Origin of the sequence: Halofilum ochraceum (genome assembly GCF_001614315.2) — a bacterium.
GTDB lineage: Bacteria > Pseudomonadota > Gammaproteobacteria > XJ16 > Halofilaceae > Halofilum > Halofilum ochraceum.
In genome coordinates, this window is the sequence record NZ_LVEG02000003.1 from 18,684 (window position 1) to 40,904 (window position 22,221).

Annotated in this window: 20 protein-coding genes; 11 read left to right on the forward strand and 9 right to left on the reverse strand. The window is 66.3% G+C overall.

The features are described 5' to 3' along the window. The first annotated feature begins 38 nt into the window (after positions 1-38). The 4 genes from A0W70_RS04010 (at position 39) to A0W70_RS04025 (ending at position 5,135) form a co-directional block, all read left to right on the forward strand. Positions 39-1,589, forward strand: a complete 1,551-nt coding sequence (locus A0W70_RS04010) for a gamma-glutamyltransferase (protein WP_070988332.1) — start codon at positions 39-41, stop codon at positions 1,587-1,589. A 461-nt stretch (positions 1,590-2,050) separates the two neighbouring features. Further along, positions 2,051-2,536, forward strand: a complete 486-nt coding sequence (locus A0W70_RS04015) for an FKBP-type peptidyl-prolyl cis-trans isomerase (protein ID WP_070988333.1) — start codon at positions 2,051-2,053, stop codon at positions 2,534-2,536. 481 nt (positions 2,537-3,017) lie between these two features. Continuing rightward, positions 3,018-3,719 carry an aspartate/glutamate racemase family protein gene (locus tag A0W70_RS04020; RefSeq protein ID WP_139150709.1) on the forward strand — a complete coding sequence of 234 codons (702 nt, stop codon included), beginning with the start codon at positions 3,018-3,020 and terminating at the stop codon, positions 3,717-3,719. A gap of 36 nt (positions 3,720-3,755) precedes the next feature. Then, positions 3,756-5,135 carry an AmpG family muropeptide MFS transporter gene (locus A0W70_RS04025; RefSeq protein ID WP_070988335.1) on the forward strand — a complete coding sequence of 460 codons (1,380 nt, stop codon included), beginning with the start codon at positions 3,756-3,758 and terminating at the stop codon, positions 5,133-5,135. Between the two features lie 558 nt (positions 5,136-5,693). Here A0W70_RS04025 and A0W70_RS04030 read toward each other — a convergent pair. Next, entirely contained in the window at positions 5,694-6,479 is a 786-nt protein-coding gene (locus A0W70_RS04030) for an exodeoxyribonuclease III (protein WP_070988336.1), read from the reverse strand. A 65-nt stretch (positions 6,480-6,544) separates the two neighbouring features. Here A0W70_RS04030 and pyrE point away from each other — a divergent pair, with 65 nt between their 5' ends. Continuing rightward, positions 6,545-7,192 (forward strand): orotate phosphoribosyltransferase, encoded by a 648-nt coding sequence (pyrE, locus tag A0W70_RS04035; protein WP_070988337.1) that lies wholly within the window; start codon positions 6,545-6,547, stop codon positions 7,190-7,192. Between the two features lie 69 nt (positions 7,193-7,261). Then, positions 7,262-7,855, forward strand: a complete 594-nt coding sequence (locus tag A0W70_RS04040) for a DUF4124 domain-containing protein (protein ID WP_083330767.1) — start codon at positions 7,262-7,264, stop codon at positions 7,853-7,855. Between the two features lie 134 nt (positions 7,856-7,989). Here A0W70_RS04040 and argB read toward each other — a convergent pair whose 3' ends face one another. The 4 genes from argB to coaBC all read right to left on the reverse strand — a co-directional run bounded on the left by argB (position 7,990) and on the right by coaBC (position 12,464). Beyond that, positions 7,990-8,871: an acetylglutamate kinase gene (gene argB, locus A0W70_RS04045; RefSeq protein WP_070988339.1), complete on the reverse strand. Its 882-nt coding sequence runs from the start codon at positions 8,869-8,871 to the stop codon at positions 7,990-7,992. 506 nt (positions 8,872-9,377) lie between these two features. Then, positions 9,378-10,775 carry a phosphomannomutase/phosphoglucomutase gene (locus A0W70_RS04050; protein WP_070988340.1) on the reverse strand — a complete coding sequence of 466 codons (1,398 nt, stop codon included), beginning with the start codon at positions 10,773-10,775 and terminating at the stop codon, positions 9,378-9,380. 4 nt (positions 10,776-10,779) lie between these two features. After that, positions 10,780-11,241 (reverse strand): dUTP diphosphatase, encoded by a 462-nt coding sequence (gene dut / locus A0W70_RS04055; RefSeq protein WP_070988341.1) that lies wholly within the window; start codon positions 11,239-11,241, stop codon positions 10,780-10,782. Next, positions 11,238-12,464: a bifunctional phosphopantothenoylcysteine decarboxylase/phosphopantothenate--cysteine ligase CoaBC gene (gene coaBC / locus A0W70_RS04060; protein WP_070988342.1), complete on the reverse strand. Its 1,227-nt coding sequence runs from the start codon at positions 12,462-12,464 to the stop codon at positions 11,238-11,240. The genes dut and coaBC overlap by 4 nt, the downstream gene beginning before the upstream one ends. A 408-nt stretch (positions 12,465-12,872) precedes the next feature. On the opposite strand from coaBC, the gene A0W70_RS04065 reads away from it, so the two are divergent. From A0W70_RS04065 to A0W70_RS04075, 3 genes are all read left to right on the forward strand, one after another. After that, positions 12,873-13,673 (forward strand): undecaprenyl-diphosphate phosphatase, encoded by an 801-nt coding sequence (locus A0W70_RS04065; protein ID WP_070988343.1) that lies wholly within the window; start codon positions 12,873-12,875, stop codon positions 13,671-13,673. A 515-nt stretch (positions 13,674-14,188) separates the two neighbouring features. Further along, positions 14,189-15,379, forward strand: coding sequence for a pyridoxal-phosphate-dependent aminotransferase family protein (locus A0W70_RS04070; RefSeq protein WP_070988344.1), 1,191 nt, complete (start codon positions 14,189-14,191; stop codon positions 15,377-15,379). Positions 15,380-15,398: 19 nt separating this feature from the next. After that, entirely contained in the window at positions 15,399-15,803 is a 405-nt protein-coding gene (locus A0W70_RS04075; protein ID WP_139150710.1) for a hypothetical protein, read from the forward strand. A gap of 69 nt (positions 15,804-15,872) precedes the next feature. Here the strand turns inward: A0W70_RS04075 and A0W70_RS04080 are convergent, their stop codons facing one another. The 4 genes from A0W70_RS04080 to A0W70_RS04095 all read right to left on the reverse strand — a co-directional run bounded on the left by A0W70_RS04080 (position 15,873) and on the right by A0W70_RS04095 (position 20,127). Further along, a complete protein-coding gene (locus A0W70_RS04080; protein ID WP_139150711.1) occupies positions 15,873-16,319 on the reverse strand; it encodes a hypothetical protein in 447 nt (148 codons plus the stop codon). Positions 16,320-16,347: 28 nt separating this feature from the next. Continuing rightward, positions 16,348-17,514 carry a tRNA nucleotidyltransferase/poly(A) polymerase-related protein gene (locus tag A0W70_RS04085; protein ID WP_070988347.1) on the reverse strand — a complete coding sequence of 389 codons (1,167 nt, stop codon included), beginning with the start codon at positions 17,512-17,514 and terminating at the stop codon, positions 16,348-16,350. A gap of 99 nt (positions 17,515-17,613) precedes the next feature. Then, positions 17,614-18,579, reverse strand: a complete 966-nt coding sequence (locus tag A0W70_RS04090; RefSeq protein ID WP_070988348.1) for a complex I NDUFA9 subunit family protein — start codon at positions 18,577-18,579, stop codon at positions 17,614-17,616. A 186-nt stretch (positions 18,580-18,765) separates the two neighbouring features. Continuing rightward, a complete protein-coding gene (locus tag A0W70_RS04095; RefSeq protein WP_070988349.1) occupies positions 18,766-20,127 on the reverse strand; it encodes a DEAD/DEAH box helicase in 1,362 nt (453 codons plus the stop codon). A 189-nt stretch (positions 20,128-20,316) separates the two neighbouring features. Between A0W70_RS04095 and trxA the strand changes: the two genes are divergently transcribed. Further along, positions 20,317-20,643: a thioredoxin TrxA gene (gene trxA / locus A0W70_RS04100; RefSeq protein WP_070988350.1), complete on the forward strand. Its 327-nt coding sequence runs from the start codon at positions 20,317-20,319 to the stop codon at positions 20,641-20,643. Positions 20,644-20,888: 245 nt separating this feature from the next. Then, complete coding sequence (gene rho / locus A0W70_RS04105; RefSeq protein WP_070988351.1) at positions 20,889-22,145, forward strand: transcription termination factor Rho; 1,257 nt, start codon at positions 20,889-20,891, stop codon at positions 22,143-22,145. Positions 22,146-22,221 lie beyond the last annotated feature (76 nt).

Here is a 22,221-nt window from a genome sequence, read left to right on the forward strand (position 1 = left end):
GATCGGCGCGGAGGTGCCGACGCGCGGAGGCGCGGCTGATGGCGCGCGGGCGCGGGGCCATCGCCTGCGGTCATCCCGCGACCCGGGACGCGGCTGCCGCCATGCTGGAGGCGGGGGGCAACGCCTTCGATGCCGCGGCGGCCGCGCTGTGGACCGCCTGTGTGGCCGAGCCGGTACTCGCGTCGCCGGGCGGTGGCGGTTTCCTGCTGGCGCAGCCGGCGGGTGAGCGGGCGCGGGTGTACGACTTCTTCGCCCACACCCCGGGCACTCGACTTGATCCCGGTGACGCCGATTTCCATCCCATCCATGCCGACTTCGGCACCACTCGGCAGGAGTTCCACATCGGTCTCGGGGCCGCCGCCGCGCCCGGGGTGGTTGCGGGCACCTGTGCGTTCCAGCAGGAACTGGGGCGCATGCCGCGGCGCGAGGTATTCGCACCCGCCGTCGGCTGTGCCCGCGACGGGCTGCCGATGAACGCGCTGCAGGCGTACATCGCCGAGGTGGTTCGGCCGATCCTGGAGGCGACCCCGGAGGCGCGCGCGATCTTCACGCCCGCGGGCGGGCCGCCGGTGGAGGGCGATCGCCATGCGATGCCCGAACTCGGTGAGTTCCTCGAAACGCTATCTCACGAAGGCCCCGATCTGTTCTATCGCGGCGAGGTCGCGGCCGCCGTCGACGCGGCCTGCCGGGCTGGCGGTGGCCATCTGCGCCGGAGCGATTTCGAGGACTACCGGGTCGAGCGGCGCGAGCCGCTGACGGCGGATTACCGCGGGCGGCGCGTGCTGACGAACGCGCCACCGGCTTCCGGCGGCCTGTTGATCAACTTCGGTCTGGAAATGCTCGCCGGCCTGCCGGGGGGCGCGGATGTCGACAGCCCCGAGCAGGCGCTGCGCATGGCGGCCGTGCTCGACGCGACCCGCCAGGCGCGCCTCGACGCCGGCCTCGATGCCGGCGTGACGGACCGGACCGCGCGCACGCTCCTCGATCCCGATCAGCTCGCGCGCTACCGGGCCCTGATCGCGGGCCACCCGCCGTCACACCGGGGCACCACCCATATCAGCGTGATCGATGCCCGCGGCAACGCCGCCGCCCTGACCGTCTCCAATGGCGAGGGCTGTGGCTGGATCGTGCCAGGCACCGGTTTCATGCTGAACAACATGCTGGGCGAGGCCGACCTGCAGCCGCGCGGTTTCGGTCAGTGGCCGACCGCCACACGCCTGACCTCCATGATGGCCCCGACTCTCGTTACGGATCGTTCTGGCGGCGAGCTGCTGGCGCTCGGCTCCGGTGGCTCCAACCGGATCCGCTCGGCCCTACTGCAGGTGCTGGCGGCCCACCTGGATGGCGGGTTGCCGCTGGAAGCCGCGGTCGAGCGCCCACGGCTGCACCTGGAAGGCCAGTGCCTGGAGATCGAGGGCGGTTTCACCGCCGCCACGGTCGAGGCCCTGCAGCGGCAGTGGCCCGAACACCGGGTCTGGCCCGACCGCAATCTCTTCTTCGGCGGCGCGCACGCGGTAGCCGCCGGACGCGACGGCTTCACCGGCGCCGGCGACCCGCGCCGCGGTGGCGTGGCGACGGTCGTGCCGTAACCGGGATTCCGCAGGTGCGGCGGCAGTTGCCTGCGCTGTGCAATGGGGGTTCTCGCCAAGGCGCGGAGGGCGCCAAGGGACGCAAAGGAAACCAATGAACCTGTAGGAGCGAGCTTGCTCGCGAACCGGTACAGCCGGGCCGCGTGATTCGAATTGATTCAGGCGTGCGGCAGGACTCCGAAGCGCCGTACCAACCAGACCCCGGTTCGCGGCCAAGGCCGCTCCTACGGTTCCGCAGCCCGAACCGCGGTCGCTGCCCCATCCGGGCTGGGCTCATTTTTACACGCCTTTCTTCGCGCCCCTTGGCGCACTCCGCGCCTTGGCGAGAACCCACATTGCACCGCGCCCGCGGCCACCCCAGGCCCGCGGGCCGACCATGCAGATTACGCACCTCTTCGCAAGACCCCCCTTATCGCGATACCATGGCCGGCTCACTTTACAGATGCGAGCGGAGCAGTCCGATGCAGATTACGCAGAACACCGTGGCCTCGATCGAGTACACGCTCAAGGATAACGAAGGCCAGGTACTCGACACGTCCGAGGGCCGCGAGCCCCTGACCTACCTCCACGGCAGCGGTAACCTGGTGCCGGGTCTCGAGAGCGCGCTCGAGGGCAACGGCGAGGGCGACTCCGTCTCGGTCACCGTCGAGCCGTCCGAGGGCTTCGGCGAGCGCGACGAGAACCTCATCCAGCAGGTCCCGAAGACCGCCTTCGAAGGCGTCGAGTCCATCGAGGCCGGCATGCGCTTCCAGGCCTCCGACGAGAACGGCCAGGGCCGCATCGTTACCGTCACCGAAGTCGCCGACGATCAGGTGACGGTCGACGCGAACCATCCCCTCGCCGGTGTGCCGCTGAACTTCGACGTCAACGTCGTCGAGGTACGCGCCGCCTCCGATGAAGAGATCGAGCACGGCCACGCCCACACGGGTGACGAAGAGGACCACTGAGGTCCCGCCCTCGCGGCGGCGCCGCTGTGGCGGCGCCGCCCGCTGCGGTAGCGCGCTTTCTCTGGTCCTCGCAGGCCTCCGCGCGAGCCGTTTGAGGAACGCGCGTGTAGGAGCGAGCTTGCTCGCGATGGTTCTCGCACGGCGGGCGAATGCCCGCCGACTCGAACGTGCGTGAGGCCGAATTTCTCCGGAACGGGAGGGGACTGGGCCGGCAGCCGCTGGCGCTTCGGCTTGTCGTGTGCCGTGCTGGCACGATCGCGAGCAAGCTCGCTCCTACAGGCACAGGCCGTTTCGACGGCACCGCGATATCGGTCTTTCCGTCTTTGTCTCCTTCGCGCCCCCTGGCGCTCTTTGCGTCTTGACGAGAATCCATAGCCCGATTCCCGCCACGCCGGCAGCGCGCCTCTGCCCCTGAGCCCACCGCTTGGTTTATCCTGCGCCCGCGTCCGATGTCCGAATGGGCGGAACCGGGAGGCAGCGCGTGAAGACGATCGGCATCCTCGGTGGCATGAGCCACGAGAGCACGGGGCATTACTACCGCCTGATCAACCAGGGCGTGCGCACGCGCCTGGGCGGGCTCCATTCCGCCCGGATCGTGCTGCTGAGTGTCGACTTCGCCACGATCGAACCCCTCCAGGCGGCGGATGAATGGGATGCCGCCGGCGCCCTGCTGGCGGCGGACGCGCGTCGGATCGAGCGGGCGGGTGCCGACTTCCTGCTGCTGGCCACGAATACGATGCACCGCTGCGCCGATGCCATCGCAGAGGCGATCGATATCCCGCTGCTGCACCTGGCGGATGCGACGGCCGGCGCCATCGAAGACGGCGGTGTCGAGCGTGTGGCCCTGCTCGGGACGCGCTACACCATGGAACAACCCTTCTACCGGGAGCGCCTCGAACGGCGCGGGCTGCGGGTCGATGTGCCGCCCGCGGCGGACCGCACGGAGCTCAATCGGATCATCTTCGAGGAACTCTGCCAGGGCGTCATTCGCCCGGATTCACGGGTGACGCTGCAGCGCATGATCCGCGACCTGGGTTCGGTCGGCGCGACCGCGGTCATCGCCGGCTGTACCGAGATCACCATGCTGATCGACGCCGCGGACAGCCCGTTGCCTCTGTTCGATACGACCGCGATCCACGCGGAGGCGGCGGTCACCCGGGCGCTGGACACCACGACTGCATGAGTACTCGTCACCCACCGCCGCTGGCGGAGTGCCCGCATGCCGGCTGAGCCCCGTCGCGACTGGCGAGAGACGTTCGCGGTCTATCGCCAGCCGCCCGTCATCACGATGCTGTTCCTCGGCTTCTCCGCGGGATTGCCGTTCCTGCTCGTGTTCTCGACGCTGACCGCATGGCTGCGTTCCGAGGGCGTGGAGGTCGCGGCCATCGGTTTCTTCTCGTGGATCGGCATCCTCTACTCGATCAAGTTCTTCTGGGCCCCGGTGGTGGATCGGCTGCCGCTGCCCCTGTTGACCCGTGGACTGGGCCAGCGCCGCGGCTGGATACTGTTCGGCCAGCTGTTGATCATCACCGGACTCGCCGGCCTTGCCTTCAGCGATCCCCTGACGGCACTCACCCCGGTCGTGGTGCTGGCGCTGCTGGTCGCGTTCGGTTCGGCGACCCAGGATATCGCCATCGACGCCTTTCGGATCGAATCGGCGCCCGACGAGGTGCAGGCGGCGAATGCCGCCACCTACATGATCGGTTATCGCATCGGCCTGGTGATGGCCGGTGCCGTGGCCCTGTACATCGCGGATTTCGTGTCCTGGACGGCTGCCTATCTGGCGATGGCGGGGCTGGTCTCGGTTGGCGTCATTACCGTGTTGCTGCGTCCGGAGCCGGAGAAACGCATCGCGCGCCATACGCATGAACGCGAACAGCGGGTCCAGGACTATCTGCTGGCCAACGAGCATCACTCGGATCTGCGGCGCCGCATCATGGCCTGGCTTATCGGCGCCGTGGTCTGCCCGTTCGTCGACTTCTTCAGTCGTTACGGGCGCGTCGCGCTGGCACTGCTGGTACTGATCGGCATCTACCGCATCTCCGACATTTCGATGGCGGCGATGGCCAACCCGCTGTATCTCGATCTCGGATTCTCGCTGAGCCAGATCGGCACGATCACGAATGTCTACGGCGTGGTGATGACCATCACCGGCGGGCTGGTGGGCGGACTGATGGTGACGCGCTACGGCATCCCCCGGATGCTGGTCGTCGGGGCCGCCCTGACGGCGGTCACGAACCTGTTGTTCGCGGTGCTGGCGACGATCGGCGCGGAGGTCGCGATGCTGGTCGTCACGATCAGCGCCGACAACCTCTCCAACGGATTCGCCAGCACGATCCTCATCGCCTTCATGTCGAGCCTGACCAGCCGCGCCTATACCGCGACCCAGTACGCCCTGTTCTCCTCGCTGATGACCTTGCCGGGCAAGTTCGTCAGCGGCTTCTCCGGCGTCGCGGTCGAGGCCTGGGGCTATCCCTGGTTCTTCATCGCCATCGGCATCGCCGGCGTCCCGGCCGTCCTCCTCGCCGCCTGGTATGCCTGGGGCCGTACTCGCGACAACACCGAACCGCCTCACGCGGTGCCTCGGGAGACCGGATAGAGGTCAACGGCGGGAACCACAGATAGACACAGATGAATACGGATGGCGTCTGTGGTACCCGTCAGGTTTGGGGCGCTGCGCGGAAAGCGCGCGAGGACCATGAGCTCTGAATAAGAACCACGAATGAACACGAATGGACACGAATAGGGCTTGGGGCTACCACGGGCCTCTGGAGCTTCGCTGCCGTTACGTGCAGGGATCAGAGGCGAATTCATAACCAAAAAATGGACTAAAAATGAACGAAAAATGGCTCGGTCCCTGTTTCGGTGCCTTTGACAGCGCCTGAACCAAAGCGGCACGCGCAGATGCTTGTCCTTATCCTGAGGCGCCCTTTAAGACCTATTTTTAGTCCATTTTTTGGTTATGCATTTCGAGCCCGAACGGCGAAGCCCCAGAAGGCTCCGGTAGCCCCAAGCCCTATTCGTTTCCATTCGTGTTCATTCGTGGTTCAAAAAACGCCTCCCCAAGCACCCCATCCCAGCGAAGCTCCAGAAGACCCAGAGTGCCCCGGCGGCACTCTGTGTGCATCTGTGTCCATCTGTGGTTCCGAGAAAAAGCCTACGCGGACATCAGATCGAAGTCGTAGTCCATGACCAGCGGTGCGTGGTCGGAGTAGCGTTCGTCGGTGTATACCCAGGCGTCGCGGATGGTGTCTTTCAGGCTCGGGGTGACGATCTGGTAGTCGATGCGCCAGCCTACGTTCTTCGCCCAGGCCTGGCCGCGGTTGGACCACCAGGTGTAGAGGTGGGGCGTCTCGGGGTGGACGACGCGGAAGGCGTCGACCATGCCGATCTCGTCGAAGACCCGGTCCAGCCAGGCGCGTTCCTCCGGCAGAAAGCCCGAATTCTTCTTGTTGTTCTTCGGATTGGCGAGGTCGATTTCCGTGTGCGCGGTGTTCCAGTCGCCGCAGATGATCACGTCGCGGCCGCTGTCCTTGAGGCTCTGAAGATGGGGCAGGAAGCGGTCATGGAAGCGCATCTTCGCGGCCAGGCGTTCCTCGCTCGAGGTGCCGGACGGCAGGTACAGCGAGGCCACGACCAGATTGCCGAAGCGCATCTCGCACCAGCGGCCCTCGCGGTCGAACTCGTCCAGACCCAGCCTGTCGGTGACCTCGTCGGGTTCGCGCCGCGCGTACACGGCCGTGCCGCTGTAGCCCTTTTTCTCGGCGTCGCAGTAGTGGCACCAGTAGCCGTCGGGGTGGAACTGCGGGTCGCTCAGCTGGTCGACCTGCGCCTTGGTCTCCTGGATGCAGACCAGATCGGCGTCCTGGTGCGCCAGCCAGTCGAAAAATCCCTTCCGCGCGGCCGCGCGGATACCGTTGGCATTGAGGCTGATGACGCGCATGGTTCCTCCACTCGGAAAAGGCCCGGTATGATACGCGACCCTCAATCTCAGAGGCAGGGCACACCATGCGCGACTATCAGCGCCAGTTTCTCGAACTCGCCGTAGAGCGCGGCGCGCTGCGCTTCGGTCGGTTCGAGCTCAAATCGGGCCGCGTCAGCCCGTATTTCTTCAATATCGGGGCGCTGGATTCCGGTGCCGCGCTGGCCGGGCTCGGGCGGGCCTATGCGAACGCCATCGTCGATGCGGCCATCGACTTCGATATGCTGTTCGGGCCCGCCTACAAGGGGATTCCGCTGGTCTCGGCGACGGCAATCGCCCTGGCCGACGGCCACGACCTCGATCGGCCGTGGTGTTTCGACCGCAAGGAGGCGAAGGACCACGGCGAGGGGGGCAATGTCGTCGGTGCCCCGCTGGCCGGACGCGTGGTCATCGTCGATGATGTCCTGACCGCCGGCACGGCCGTGCGCCAGGCGGCCGACCTGATCCGTACGGCGGGCGCCGAGGTCGCGGCGGTCGTGACCGCGCTCGACCGTCAGGAGCGCGGCCTGGGCGAGCGCTCGGCGGCGAGCGAGGCGGCGGCGGCCCTGGAGGCCCCGGTCGTCAGCATCGTCACGCTGGGCGATGTCCTCGATTATCTCGATGAATGCGGTGATCGCCCTGGGGACCGGGCCCAGGTCGCCGCATACCGCGAGCAGTATCGCGGGTTATATTGAGCAAAGCGGCACGCGTTTTGCTTCGCATGCCGACGGGTGACCGGTGTACGGCGGCACCAGGGAGTCGGTATGGCAGTGGGAGAGACATCGGCAGCGCGCATCGCTACCTGCGCCCTTGTGGCGTCCGCGCTGCTGTGGGCGCCGGTCGTCGTGGCGGACGAATTCCATCGCTGGGTGGATGAGAGCGGCGAGGTGCACTACACCGACGCGCCGCCGCCCGAGTCCGCCCGAAGCGCGGACCCCAAAGGCGAGGAGGAAAGCGAAGACGCGACCGCTCGGGCCCGTGAGGAGGCGGCCGCCGCCGAACGCGAGGCGCAGTCGCGGCAGGATCGTGTGCTCTGGGAATCCTATTCCAGTGTGACCGACATCGAGCGCACGCGGGACCGACGGCTCGAAGCCGTCGACGGCGAGATCGGCCTGGCGAAGCATCGCGTCGAGCGGGTGCGCGACCGGATCGAGCGTTATGACCGACTGCTCGCCGACCTGCCCGAGGACAACGAGCATCGGGAGGAGATGAAACGCCAGCGCGCGGACGCGCGTGAGCGGCTGGTGCGGCGACTCGATGAACTCGAGCAGGTCCAGGCCAGACGTATGCGGATGGAAGCACGCTTCGCCCGGGAGATCGAGCGCTTCCGCGAACTGATGGCGGATCGCGACCAGTAGGCTCAGCGGTTCTCGGAAAGCCTCTCAGGGAAGCTCTGATCAGAACCTCCCTGTGCCACTTCCACGCTACGGCATGGGGTTCTTACACAGGCTCTGTAAGCCCGACCTGCAGGATTCCGAGGATCGGAGGTTCCTTAGAGGTGAACCAGGGTGCCGACGCCGGAATCGGTGAACAGTTCCAGCAGTACCGCATTCTCCACGCGCCCGTCGATGATCTGCACGGCGCCGACGCCCGCCTCCAGCGCTTCCCGCGCGCACTGCACCTTGGGCAGCATGCCGCCGAAGATGCGACCGCTGGCGATCATGTCGTCGACGGTTTTCAGGCTGGTGTGCGTGATCAGTTCGCCCGCGTCGTCGAGAATGCCGGATGTATTGGTCAACAGCAGGAGTTTCTCCGCTTCGAGCGTGATCGCGATGCGGCTGGCCACCAGGTCGGCGTTGATGTTGTAGGAGCGGCCATGGGCATCCACGCCGATCGGCGCGATCACCGGTATGAAGTGACCGTGTCCGAGGGTGTGCAGGATCGACGGATCGATCGATTCGACCGCCCCGACGTGCCCGAGGTCGATGATCTCGTCGGGCTGTTTCTCATCGGCGACCGGTTCCAGCGGCGCCGCCCGGATCAGGCCGCCGTCCTTGCCGGTCAGGCCCACGGCCCGACCGCCATGCTGGCTGATCAGGCTGACGATGCTTTTGTTCACCTGCCCGCCAAGGACCATCTCGACCGTGTCCATGGTCTCGCTGTCGGTGACGCGCATGCCGGCGACGAAACGCGTCTCCTTGCCGATCGCCTCGAGCATCCGCCCGATTTGCGGCCCGCCACCGTGCACGACCACGGGGTTCAGCCCGACCTGCTTCATCAGCACGACGTTCCGCGCGAACGAGGTCTTCAGCGCCTCGTCGACCATGGCGTTGCCGCCATACTTGATCACCACCGTCCGCCCGGCGAGGCGCTGGATATACGGCAGCGCCTCGTTCAGGACGCGCGCGGTTTCGTGGCCACTTTGATCGATCATGAGTACTTATCCGGGAAGTTGGAGACCACGGGTCGGGAACCACAGATGGACACAGATGAACACAGATGGGCGTTTGTGGTCATCCTGTTCTTATGGAGCTTCGCTGTTCGGGATTGAAAGGCATAACCAAAAAATGGACTAAAAATGAACAAAAAATAGATCTTATGGTTAACAGTGAATGAAGGACAAGCATCTGCGGGTGCGACTTCGATTCAGGCGCTGTCAGAAACACCGAATCACGAACGGCGCCATTTTTCGTTCATTTTTAGTCCATTTTATGGTTATGAATTCGTTTTTGATTCCTGCACGTAACGGCAGCGAAGCTCCAGAAGCCCACGCGCTCCCGAGACCCATTCGTGTCCATTCGTGTTCATTCGTGTTCATTCGTGGTTTTTCATTAAAGCCATCCTCACCCGAGGCATTTCCGCGACGCGCCTCAAGCGCAACGGTAACCACAAACGCCATCCGTGTTCATCTGTGTCCATCTGTGGTTCTGAAACCCACGCTCAGAACGGCAACTCCAGATCGGGCTGCACCGCTAGGATCTGTTCGCGGAAGGCGTTCTGGATGCGTTCCAGCGCCTCCTGCGTGTCGGCCTCGAAGCGGGTGACGATGACCGGGGTGGTGTTCGAAGGGCGGGCGAGGCCCCAGCCGTCGGCGTAGTCGACGCGCAGGCCGTCGATCCGCAGGATCGAGCGGGCGTCGTCGAAGCGCGCCTGTTCCGCGAATTTTTCCATGAACGCGAAGTGCGCGCCTTCCTCGGCGAAGGGGATTGTGATCTCCGGCGTATTGATGCTGTCGGGCAGCTCGGCGAAGACTTCCTGCGGGGCGCGTGCGTCGGCCGCGAGCAGTTCCAGCAGCCGGGCACCGGCATAGAGACCGTCGTCGAAACCGGGCCAGCGGTCGCGGAAGAAGATATGGCCGCTCATCTCGCCGCCCAGTGCCGCATCGCGTTCGCGCATCCGGCCCTTGATGAATGAATGCCCCGTTTTGTACATCTCGCCGTCACCGCCGGCGTCGGCGATCGCCCGGGTCAGGTGGCTGCTGCATTTCACGTCGTAGACGATGCGCGCGCCGGGACGCTCGGCGAGTACGGCGCGGGTGTAGAGGATCATCTGGCGGTCGGGCCAGATCACGTTGCCGTGCCCGTCAACGACGCCGAGCCGGTCACCGTCGCCGTCGAAGGCGAGACCGAGGTCGAGGCCATTCTCGCGCACGCACGCGATGAGATCGCTCAGATTCTCCGGCTTGCTGGGGTCCGGGTGGTGATTCGGGAAGGTGCCGTCGACCTCGGCATAGAGCGCGTGAACCTCGCAGCCAAGCCCCTCGTACAGCTGCGGCGCCACCGCACCGGTGATGCCGTTGCCGCAGTCGATGGCGATCCGCAGCGGCCGTTTCAGGTGAATATCGCCGAATACCTGCGCGAGATAGGTATCCGTGAAGTCGTCGATCTCTTCGGCCGAGCCGTTGCCGCTGGCGACGTCACCCGACTCGATCCGCTGCCGCAGTGCCTGGATCGCGTCGCCGGACAGCGTGTCGCCGCCGATCATCATCTTCAGGCCGTTGTAGTCCGGCGGATTGTGACTGCCGGTCAGGACGATGCCGGTCCCGGTCTCGAGAGCGACGGTCGCGTAGTACAGCACCGGCGTCGGCACCGGCCCGATATCGATGACATGCATGCCGCCCGCGATCAGACCCTCGCGTAGCGCCGACAGCAGGTCGGGCCCGGAAAGGCGCCCGTCGCGGCCGATCACCACGCGGTACTGGTCGCGCGCGGCCGCTTCCGCCGCGAAGGCGCGGGCGATCGCGTGCACGCTCGCGCGGGTCAGGGTATCCCCGACCACCCCGCGGATGTCATAGGCACGGAACAGGCTCGGGGCCACGGCGGGCAATGCATCGGTCATGGGTTCAGTTCCTTCCGGACGAGCCGAAACCGCCCGCGCCGCGGGCGGTCTGCTCGAAATCGTCGACGATTTCGAATTCGGCCTGGATGACGGGGACGATCACGAGCTGGGCGATACGTTCGCCCACCTCGATCGTGAAGGGCGTGTCGCCCCGGTTCCAGCACGAGACCATCAGCGGGCCCTGGTAGTCGCTGTCGATCAGGCCGACGCCGTTACCGAGGACGATGCCGTGTTTGTGCCCGAGTCCGGAGCGCGGGAGTATCGTCGCAGCCCGGTCGCGGCGTGCGATGTGCAGTGCGATGCCGGTGGGGATCAGCACGGTCGCGCCCGGTTCCAGCGTCAGTGGCGCGTCGAGGCACGCGCGCAGATCGACGCCGGCGGCGCCGTCGGTTGCGTAGCCGGGCAGCGGGATCGAGTCGCCGACGCGTTCGTCGAGGATGCGGATACGATAGGTCTCTTCGCTCACGGCGTTTCGTTCCGTTGTTCCCGCGAGGGCGCCGACAGGCGCTCGGCGATCGCCCCGATCAGTTCGCGGGCCAGCGTTTCCTTGTCGGCGGGACCGAGTCGCACGGAGCCGTGGTCGTCGAACAGCTCCAGCGTACTCTCGACGTCGCCGAAGCCGATGCCGGCGCCGACGGTGTTCGCGCAGATCAGGTCCGCGCCCTTGCTCCGTCGTTTGGCCTGGGCGTTCTCGGCGACCGCATCGGTCTCCGCCGCGAAGCCCACGCAATACGGTCGCGGCGAACGCGCGCAGACCGCCGCCAGGATGTCCGGGTTGCGTGCCAGCGCCAGCGTGCGGCCGTCTTCGTCACCCTTCTTGATCTTCCGCTCGGCGACCTCCGAGGGACGGTAATCGGCGACGGCGGCCGTGGCGATGAAGATATCGGCCGCGTCGATATGCGTCTCGACGGCGGTCTGCATCGCGCGTGCGCTGTCGACATCGATGCGCTCGACGCCGGCGGGCGTCGAGCGCTCGACTGGCCCGCTCACCAGCGTCACGCGCGCGCCGGCCCGGGCGGCGGAGGCGGCGATCGCGAAGCCCATGCGCCCGCTGCTGTGGTTGCTCAGATACCGCACCGGGTCCAGCGCCTCGCGCGTGGGGCCGGCGGTGATCAGGACGTGTTGGCCGGCCAGCAGGCGCGGCCCGAGCAGTTCGGTGCAGTCACCGAGCAGTTCCGCCGGCTCGCGCATACGGCCGCTGCCGGTCTCCCCGCATGCCTGGTCGCCGCTCGCCGGACCGAGGATCGTCACCCCGCGCGTGCGCAGGCGCTCGACATTCTCGGCGGTGGCGGGGTGCGCCCACATCACCTGGTTCATCGCCGGCGCGACCGCGAGCGGCGATTCGGTGGCGAGGCAGATGGTGGTCAGCAGGTCATCGGCATGGCCGTGCGCGAGGCGCGCGATGCAGTCGGCGCTCGCCGGCGCGACGATGACGAGATCGGCCCAGCGGGCCAGCTCGATGTGCCCCATCGCGGCTTCGGCGTCCGGATCGAGCAGGTCGGTATGGACCTTTTCGCCCGACAGGGCCTGGAAGGTGAGCGGCCCGACAAAATCCTGCGCGGCCCGCGTCATGACCACGCGCACCTGCGCGCCCGCCTTCGTCAAAAGGCGCGTGAACTCGGCGGCCTTATAGGCGGCGATCCCGCCCGTGACCCCCAGCAGAATGCGGCGTTCAGCCAGTCCCGACATGGCGCGAAGTGTAGCAGACGGTTGCCCGGGTTCGCCGGTTCGGTCGATCCCTTGAAGGCGTTTTCTCGCCAAGACGCCAAGCGCTCCAAGAAAAAAACGACAAGGTAACGAAAAGATGCCGTTGGTGGATAAGCCTGCTTCCGGGGGGCTCCCCGGCTTACGGCTATCCCGCAGGAGCCCGACTTTCAATGCGGGTCGCACGTCAGCCATGCCCTTGTGCAGCATTGCGCCCGCAACGGTTCCGGCGATTACTTTTTTTTGCTCTTACTTGGCGCGCTTGACGTCTTGGCGAGAAAACGCCTTTTATACGCGTAACCTATGGATCGCATATCACGCAGTCCGACTCGTCAGCCCATGCCACCGCCGGTACACTCGCCGCGGCCGTGATGGCGCGCCCAGGAGAGGTTATTGGATCCCGTTCAGCTGCTTGTGCTTGCCCTGGTGCAGGGCATCACGGAGTTTCTGCCGATTTCGAGTTCGGCGCATCTGATCCTCGTGCCGGTGATCACCGGCTGGGAAGATCAGGGCCTCGCCTTCGATATCGCCGTGCATCTCGGCACCCTGCTGGCGGTGGTCGGGTATTTCCGCGCGCGGGTCGCGCGTCTGATCGTGGCCGGGATCCGGGCACCATTCACACGGGAGCGCGATGTCGACGGCCGGCTGGCTTGGCTGCTGGTGCTTGGCACGATCCCCGTGGGCCTCGCCGGACTGCTGTTCAAGGACGTCGTGGAAACGACGCTGCGCGGACCGCTGGTGATCGCCGCCGCCAGTATCGGCTTCGGCCTGCTGCTGTGGTGGTCGGACCGCGGCGGTGGCGGCACCCGCGACGAGGACAGCCTGAACTGGCGCGATGCGCTGTTCATCGGCGTGTTCCAGGCGATCGCCCTGATCCCGGGTACCTCACGCTCGGGGATCACGATGACGGCCGCGCTGTTACTGCGCCTGGATCGCGTCGCCGCTGCCCGTTTCTCGTTCCTGCTCTCGATCCCGGTCATCGTGTTGTCCGGCCTCCTGCAGGTGTACGAACTGGTCGTCGCCGGCGATCCCGTGGCCTGGGGCGTGCTGGTGACCGGCACGCTGTGCGCCGCGCTCGCCGCCTGGGCGTGCATCCATCTGTTCCTGCGTTTCATCGAACGCCTGGGGATGGCGCCGTTCGTCATGTACCGGATTGCGCTCGGGCTGGTGTTGATCCTCGTTTTCGCCTTCTGAGTCGGCGCCTTCCGGGGCGATCCTGCCGTGGGTTGGTTCTCGCCAAGGCGCGAAGAGCGCCAAGGGACGCGAAGAAGGCAAAAGCGTTCTCACGCAGAGCCGCTGAGGCCGCTGAGGAAGGCGTAGATCGGTCTGGCGGGGTCCGCGGCGGATATCGAACCGCGGCATTTCACCGCGCAATGCCGGCATTCCCCGGCGGCGAATGACAGTGCATGTCACGAATGCCAGAGGCGCCGGGAAAAGCCGACCTACACAACTAACCGCGGCACAACCCTGGCCGTTTCGCCGATTCCGGCTCCGTGCCCGGGATGCGCGCGTTCGCCTCCGGCGAAAACGCGCCTACGAACCTCTCGCCCTCAGCCCTCAGCCCTCCACCCTTGGCCCTTCGCCCTTCGCCCTGCCTCTGCGGTCTCGGTGAGATCGCAGTCGCACAGGGACAAGTTGCGCTTGGACGCGGTGAGGACCGGTCTCTATACTCCTTCGGTTTGTCCGCCGAACCGCAGGGAAGGCTTGCCATGACTGCACGATCGTTCCGTCCACCCGTCCGTACCCTGATGGGGCCCGGGCCGTCCGATGTCCATCCGCGCCAGCTCGAGGCACTGGGCCGGCCGACCGTTGGCCACCTCGATCCGACGTTCATCGAATTGATGGACGAGATCAAGGGGATGCTGCAGTACGCGTTCCGGACGGAGAATCGGCTGACGATGCCGATCTCGGCGCCGGGTTCCGCCGGCATGGAGGCCGCGTTCGTGAACCTCGTCGAACCGGGCGATACGGTCATCGTCTGCCGCAATGGCGTGTTCGGTGCCCGCATGAAGGAGAACGTCGAGCGCTGTGGTGCGACCGCCGTGATGGTCGAGGACGACTGGGGCAGTCCGGTCGATCCGGAGAAAGTCGAGGATGCGCTGAAGCGCCATCCCGAGGCGAAGATCGTCGCCTTCGTGCACGCCGAGACCTCGACCGGTGCCCGTTCCGATGCCGAGACGCTCTGTCGCCTCGCCCGCGATCACGATTGCCTGACCATCGTCGATGCGGTCACGTCCCTCGGTGGCATCCCGCTGGAAGTGGACCGCTGGGGCATCGATGCGATCTATTCCGGCACGCAGAAGTGCCTGTCCTGCACCCCCGGCCTGTCGCCCGTGAGCTACTCCGAGCGCGCGATCGAGGCGATCCAGAATCGCTCGACGAAGGTGCAGAGCTGGTTCCTCGATCTCAATCTGATCATGGGATACTGGGGCGACGGTGGCGGCTCTTCCAAGCGCGCGTATCATCACACGGCGCCGGTCAACTCACTCTATGGGTTGCACGAAGCGCTGGTGATGCTGACCGAGGAAGGTCTCGAGAATGCCTGGGCCCGACATCGGCACATGCACGAGGCGCTCAAGGCCGGGCTGGAGGCGATGGGTCTGTCATTCGTGGTCGACGAGGCGTACCGGCTGCCGGAACTCAACTCCGTGTGGACCCCCGCGGGTATCGACGAGGCCGCCGTGCGCGCCCGTCTGCTGCAGGAGTTCAACCTCGAAATCGGTGCCGGCCTGGGCGCGTTCGCCGGCAAGGTGTGGCGCATCGGCTTGATGGGACACAGTGCCCGCGCGGAGAACGTGATGCTCTGCCTGAGCGCCCTCGAGGCGATCCTCGGCGAAATGGAGGCACCGATCGAGCGCGGTGCCGCGACCAGCGCCGCGCAGCGCGTGCTTTCCGCATGAAGTGGTCCGCGAGCGGGCCATGATGGTCGGCCTGCACTACCGCCCGCTCTGGCTGGCGATCGGGTATGCGCTGGTCGCCGCCACGGCCTGGGGGTCCTTGACCCCCGTGCCGCCCGAGTGGGCGTTCGCGCTTGGAGACAAGGTGCTCCATGGCGCGACCTACGCCCTGCTGACCTTCTGGTTCGGTCAGATTTACCGGGGCGCGGTTGCACAACTGCTGCTGGTTGTCGCGTTCAGCGTGTTCGGTGTATTGCTCGAGGTGGGCCAGGCGTACAGCAGTGCGTACCGCCACTTCGATCTGGCCGACGCGGGCGCGAGTGCAGCGGGGGCGATTCTCGCATGGGGTTTGCTGAGGACGGCGATCGGCTCTGCCCTCACGCGGCTCGATGGCTGGCTGGCGGAGCGCGCCAACGGTCGTGTCTGATCCCCGCCGGGCGATCCTTGGCCGCGCGGCTGTCGGAATGGGGCGTGAGCGGTGTCTTCGCTCGGGCGGTTACTGCTGCCTGTCCGCGATCGACACTAGGCGTTCGCGTGACATCACGCTGCCGCTTCTCGAGAGGACCGTCCCGTTCGCCCCGAGTACCAGGACCCGAAAGCTTTCGGGATCGGGCATCAGGCTGGCGGCGGTGTTCGGGGCGAGACTGAAGCCACGGCTATAGGTCTCGGAGGGAGTCCCGATCGCGAAAAGAATCCCGTGTTCCTCGGGGTCGATACCGGCGGCGATCTTCTCCTGCTGCTGGACACGCTCGTCGGCGAGCGTCGGTCCGAGGATGATGACCATGGTGGGGTCGAAAGAAATATTGTAGATCGAGGCCAGGCGGGCACCGATATTCACGCTCTGATAGGACTGGCCGAACGCATCGTAGATCTTGATGTCCACCACTTCGGCGCTCGCTGTAGTCGCCCAGAGCGCCATCAGCACAACCCAGAGTCGTTTCATGGTTTTCCCCCGCCGGATAACGGCAAATTCATTCTGAACGACCGGCATGCGGCCGGCTACCCCCGTCAGCGCCGACCAGTCGTTCTATAGCGGCCCTGCGGCGCCGTTCAAGCTCCCTCCCGAGCGCTTCTCCGCGCCAGCCTTCGGCCGCCAGCGTCGAACCGTTCAGCGCCTGGATCGCGGCCAGCGCACCTTCAAGGAGTTCGCGCCGCTGGCGCCACGCATCATGGTCGTCACGCGCGGCGGCGATCGCGTCGCACGCGGTCAACACGGCCTCGAAGCGGTCCGGGCGCCGAAGCGCGTCGAGGCCGGAGAGTGCCGCGTGAATGGCGGCCGGATCCGGCGATAATTCGAGGCAATTCATGTGCCACTCGCTGGTCGCGCGCACCAGTTCCAGCCAGCGTCGGGGGATCGGGAGGCGCTCACCCAGGTCCGCGAGCGGGCCGTCCGCCCGAAGCGGAAAGCACAGGCTGGCGAGCCGGATCGATGCGTCGGTGGTCGCTTCCGTCGCGCGATCGAGCGCCGTTGCCGGCGTCGGGTCCGCGTCGACCGCGAACAGCGGCGCGAGTTCCGGCAGGACGCGCACGAGTGCCCCGCAGTCCATCAGGACTTCGAAGTAGCGCCTTGGCGCTGGATCCGCCAGTGCCCGGGCGGTCTCCTGCCAGGCCCGCTCGGGCACCAGCCAGTCGAGTTCCCCGCTCACGCTCATCGAGCGCATCAGTTCGCGGGTCTCATCCGCGACCCGGAAGCCGAGTGGTGCGAAGCGGGCGGCGAAACGGGCCACACGCAGCACGCGCAGCGGATCTTCCGTGAAGGCGGGAGAGACGTGACGCAGCAGTCGCGCCTCGAGATCGGCACGCCCGCCCCATGGATCGATGATCTGGCCGTCGGGGGCACGGGCCATCGCGTTGATCGTCAGATCGCGGCGGCCGAGGTCCTCTTCGAGCGTGACCTCGGGGCCGGCATGGACGGTGAATCCGTGGTAGCCGTGTCCCGACTTGCGTTCCGTGCGGGCTAGGGCGTATTCCTCGCCGGTCTCCGGATGCAGGAATACCGGGAAGTCGCGGCCGACCCGTCGGTACCCGGTGGTCTCGAGCGCCTCCGGTGTGGCGCCCACCACCACCCAGTCACGTTCCGCCGGTTCGAGTCCGAGCAGTTCGTCGCGGACCGCACCGCCCACCAGCCAGGTTTGCATCGTCCGCAGGTCTCCCCGTTTCAACGCGAGCCGGAACGGCCGCCTGGCGGCGCCGCTCCGTGGCGCATCATCCGGGTGAAGCCGGCGGCCCGCGGGTCGTCAGTGGGCGCTGTCCCGATGGCTGCGGCGGGCCGCGCGCCGCAGCGTCTGGTAGCGTGTCTGTCGGTTTTCGTCGCCGATGTAGTGTGGCACCACCGCCTCGATCGGTGTCGGGCAGGTTGCGCCCTCCGGGCATACGCTGTCGATCCGGAGCGAGGCGTAGTTGTCGCGCGAGAACGGCTTGCCCGGGACGAACTCCAGCACGTTGGCCTGCCAGCGTGCGAGGCGATCGGGCAGCGGCACGACCAGCCGGTGCCAGCCCTTGAGGCGCTGGATATAGGCGACGATCTCCCGCAGCGCCCAGACCTCCGGTCCACACAGGTTGTAGCGCTGGCCGAAGGTCTTGCGGTCCTCCAGGGCGTCCCCCATCCGTTCGGCGACGTCGCCGACATAGACCGGTGCGAAGCGGGCGTTCGGGCAGGCGAGCGGCAGTACCGGCGAGATCTTGAGCAGCGCCGCGAAGCGATTGAACAGGCCATCGTCGCGGCCGAAGATCACCGAGGGCCGGAAGCTGGTCACCGCGATGTCCGGTTGACCGAAGGTGTGCACGTGATTCTCGGCCTCGCCCTTCGTGCGCAGGTAATGACTCGGCGCATTGCCCTGGTCGGCCCCGAGCGCGCTCATGTGCAGCAGGCGTTTGACACCGGTCTTTTTGCAGGCGTCGAGGACCTTTTTCGAGAGGTCGACATGGACGTGGCGGAAGCCTTCGCCCCGGTGCCCCTTCTCATTGAGGATGCCGACGAGATTGACCACGGCGTCGCGGTCCGCGAACAGGCGCTCGAGCGTGGCCGGGTCGTGCACGTCGCCCTCCACGACCTCGACGAAGGGCAGGACCAGCAGTTGCTTGTGCCGCTCACGCCGACGCGTGATGACGCGGACGTGTTTGCCCATATTGTTCAGGCGGGTAACGAGGTGCCAGCCGACGAAGCCACCACCGCCGAGTACGCAGACGGAATCGATTCGCATGATTGTTGTTCCCGGTGGCGGGGCGCCGCGCATCGACGCCCTGTCCGTCTCAGGGGGCCGCGGGGGCGCGGCCGTTCATGCGACCCGCGGCGGACGTTCCTTGTGGGACGTGACCGCCGCTCCGGGTCGCTCCATTGTCATGATACGCATGCGCTCGATGCGCGCGAAGGCGAAACTGCCGACGCCTCAGGAAGAGGTTTCCGTGGTGCCGCTCGGTTTACGCCGGGGGCGGCGTTTGCGGTCGCCCCCGCCATCGCGCTGGCCGCCGCCACGGGAACCGCCTTTGCCACGATCACCGCCCTTGCGGTCGCCGCCCTTGCGGCCGGGACCGTCCTGGCCGCGGCGCTGCGGCGGTGCCGGTCGAGCCGTTTCGGGCAGCAGGTCGCTCGTGACCGCCGCGGTCGGCAGCTTGGCCTCGATGTATTCCTCGATCTCCGGGACGTAGAACGCGGTGTCCTCGCAGGCGAAGCTGACGGCGTGGCCGCTCTCGCCGGCGCGGGCCGTGCGCCCGATGCGATGGACGTAGTCCTCGCCGCTCTGCGGCAGATCGAAGTTGAATACGTGGCTGACTTCGGGGATGTGCAGTCCGCGTGCCGCGACGTCGGTCGCGATCAGTACCGGCAGGCGCCCCTCCTGGAAATCGGTCAGCAGCCGCTGGCGTTTCTTCTGCGGGACTTCGCCGGAGAGGACCGCGGCCTGGATGCCGTTGCCTTCGAGGTTGCGGGCGACCCAATCGGTGCCACGGCGGGTGTTGACGAATACCAGCGCCCGGGAGGGCTGGAGCTTCTGCATCAGCCCGATCAGCAGCGGGATCTTTTCGTCGTTGGCCGGGTGATACAGCACCTGCTCGACGCGGTCGGCGGTGACCTGTTCGGCCTGCGACTGGACGTGTTCCGGGTGGTTCATGTGCTCGAACGCGAGTTCGGTCACGCGCAGCGAGAGCGTGGCCGAGAACAGCATCGACAGGCGCTCGGCGGGCTCCGGCATACGGCGGAAGAGGTAGCGGATATCGCTGATGAAGCCGAGGTCGAACATGCGGTCGGCTTCGTCGAGCACGGCCACCTGCAGCCGGCGGAGGTCGTACACGCCCTGCTTGAGATAATCGATCAGGCGGCCGGGGGTGCCGATCAGCAGGTCGCAGCCGGCCGCGATCGCGTTGCGCTGTTTCTCGTAGTCCGTGCCGCCATAGGCCAGCGCGATCCGCTGGCCGGTGTGCGCGCCCAGCGCCTCGGCATCGCGATGGATCTGGATCGCCAGTTCGCGCGTCGGTGCGACGACCAGTGCACGCGGCTGGGTCGCCTTGCGGTCATCGGCGGCCGGGTGGCGCGCGAGATGCGTGAACAGGGCGACCAGGAAGGCGGCGGTCTTGCCGGTGCCGGTCTGCGCCTGGCCGGCGACATCGCGCCCGGTCAAAGCGATCGGCAGCGTCTGGGCCTGGATCGGCGTGCAGCGCGTGAAACCGGCGTCGGCCAGGCCACGCGCGACCTCCTCGGGGAGGTCGAATTGGTCGAAGGTTATGTCGGAGAGGTGACTGTCGGTTGCCGTCATATGCGCTCGTCGGCCCCGGAATCATGGCACGGGTGTGTCTGGACGCACGGGGCATGGTGGACCGTGATCCCGACTCGTTGGAGCGTGCCCCACCGGGGCGTACACTGAAGGTCGGTTTTGTCAGGATCGCGGGCAGTAGGGCACAATCGTGTCATACTTCCGTTCCCGCGACAATTTGGAGGCCCATAAGTGAGCGAGAACATTCAGCAAGTCACCGACCAGAGCTTCGATCAGGATGTCCTGCAGTCGGATAAGCCGGTTCTCGTCGATTACTGGGCGGAGTGGTGTGGACCCTGCAAGGCGATCGCGCCCGTGCTCGAGGAGATCGCGCGCGACTATTCCGACCGGCTCCAGGTGGCTCAGCTGAACATCGACGAGAACCCGGATACACCGCCGCGCTACGGCATCCGCGGGATCCCGACGCTGATGCTGTTCAAGAACGGCAACGTCGAGGCGACCAAGGTCGGCGCGGTGTCGAAGTCCCAGTTGACGGCGTTCATCGACAGCAACGTATGATCGCCCGGTGATCCGTCGACGCGCCTGGTGGCCCGAGCGATGGACCGCTCCGGGCGCGTCCGGCCGGCGGGTAGACGACCCGTAAAAACCGTGCTAACGTCAAATCAATAAGACTTCGGTTTTCGTTTTCCCCGTAGCGAAGTCTCCCCGAAATCCTTTCTGCCAGAGAACGTGCGTCCACAGCCACATCCGTGGCGTGCGTACATGCGGTGCGTATCCCCACAACCCCGGGTAACCCCTGACCGATGAACCTGACCGAACTCAAGTCGAAACCCGCGACGGAGCTGATTGAGCTCGCCCAAGAAATGGGCATTGAGAACGTCGCTCGCTCCCGCAAACAGGACGTTATCTTCGCGATACTCAAGGCACGTGCGAAGAAGAACGAGCACATTTACGGTGGCGGGGTCCTCGAGATCCTGCAGGACGGTTTCGGCTTTCTCCGCTCGGCCGACAGTTCCTATCTCGCCGGCCCGGACGATATCTACGTCTCCCCCAGTCAGATTCGGCGCTTCAACCTGCGCACCGGCGATACTATTGCCGGCAAGATCCGGCCCCCGAAGGAAGGCGAACGCTACTTCGCCATGCTCAAGGTGGACGAGATCAACTTCGGTTCGCCGGAGGCCGCGAAGAACAAGGTCCTGTTCGAGAACCTGACCCCGTTGCACGCGACCTCGCGCTTCATCATGGAGCGCGGCAATGGTTCGACCGAGGACATCACCGCGCGCGTCATCGATATCGTCTCGCCGATCGGCAAGGGCCAGCGCGGGCTGATCGTCTCGCCGCCCAAGGCCGGCAAGACGATGATGCTGCAGAACATCGCCCAGAGCATCGCCGCCAACAATCCCGAGTGTTACCTCATCGTGCTGCTGATCGATGAGCGCCCGGAAGAGGTCACGGAGATGGACCGCATGGTCCAGGGCGAAGTGGTTTCGTCGACGTTCGACGAACCCGCAAGCCGGCACGTGCAGGTGGCCGAGATGGTCATCGAGAAGGCCAAGCGCCTGGTCGAACACAAGAACGACGTCGTCATCCTGCTCGACTCCATCACGCGTCTGGCCCGTGCGTATAACACCGTCGTGCCATCCTCCGGCAAGGTGTTGACCGGTGGCGTCGACGCCAACGCGCTCCACCGTCCGAAGCGCTTCTTCGGTGCCGCGCGCAATGTCGAGGAAGGCGGCAGTCTCACGATCCTGGCGACGGCGCTGATCGACACCGGTTCGAAGATGGACGAGGTGATCTACGAGGAGTTCAAGGGCACCGGCAACATGGAGCTCCACCTCGACCGCAAGATCGCGGACAAGCGGATCTACCCGGCCATCAACATCAATCGGTCGGGTACCCGGCGCGAGGAGCTGTTGATGTCGCAGGAGGAACTGCAGAAGACCTGGATCCTGCACAAATTCCTGCACTCGATGGACGACATGGAAGCGATCGAATTCCTGATCGGGCGCATGCAGCAGACGAAGACGAACGAGGAATTCTTCGAACTGATGAAACGCTGAGCAGGAGCGGCCCCACGGGCTACACTGGGTTCAACATGGCGGCCCTGTCCCGCCTGGCCCGGACCGCGGAACCCTG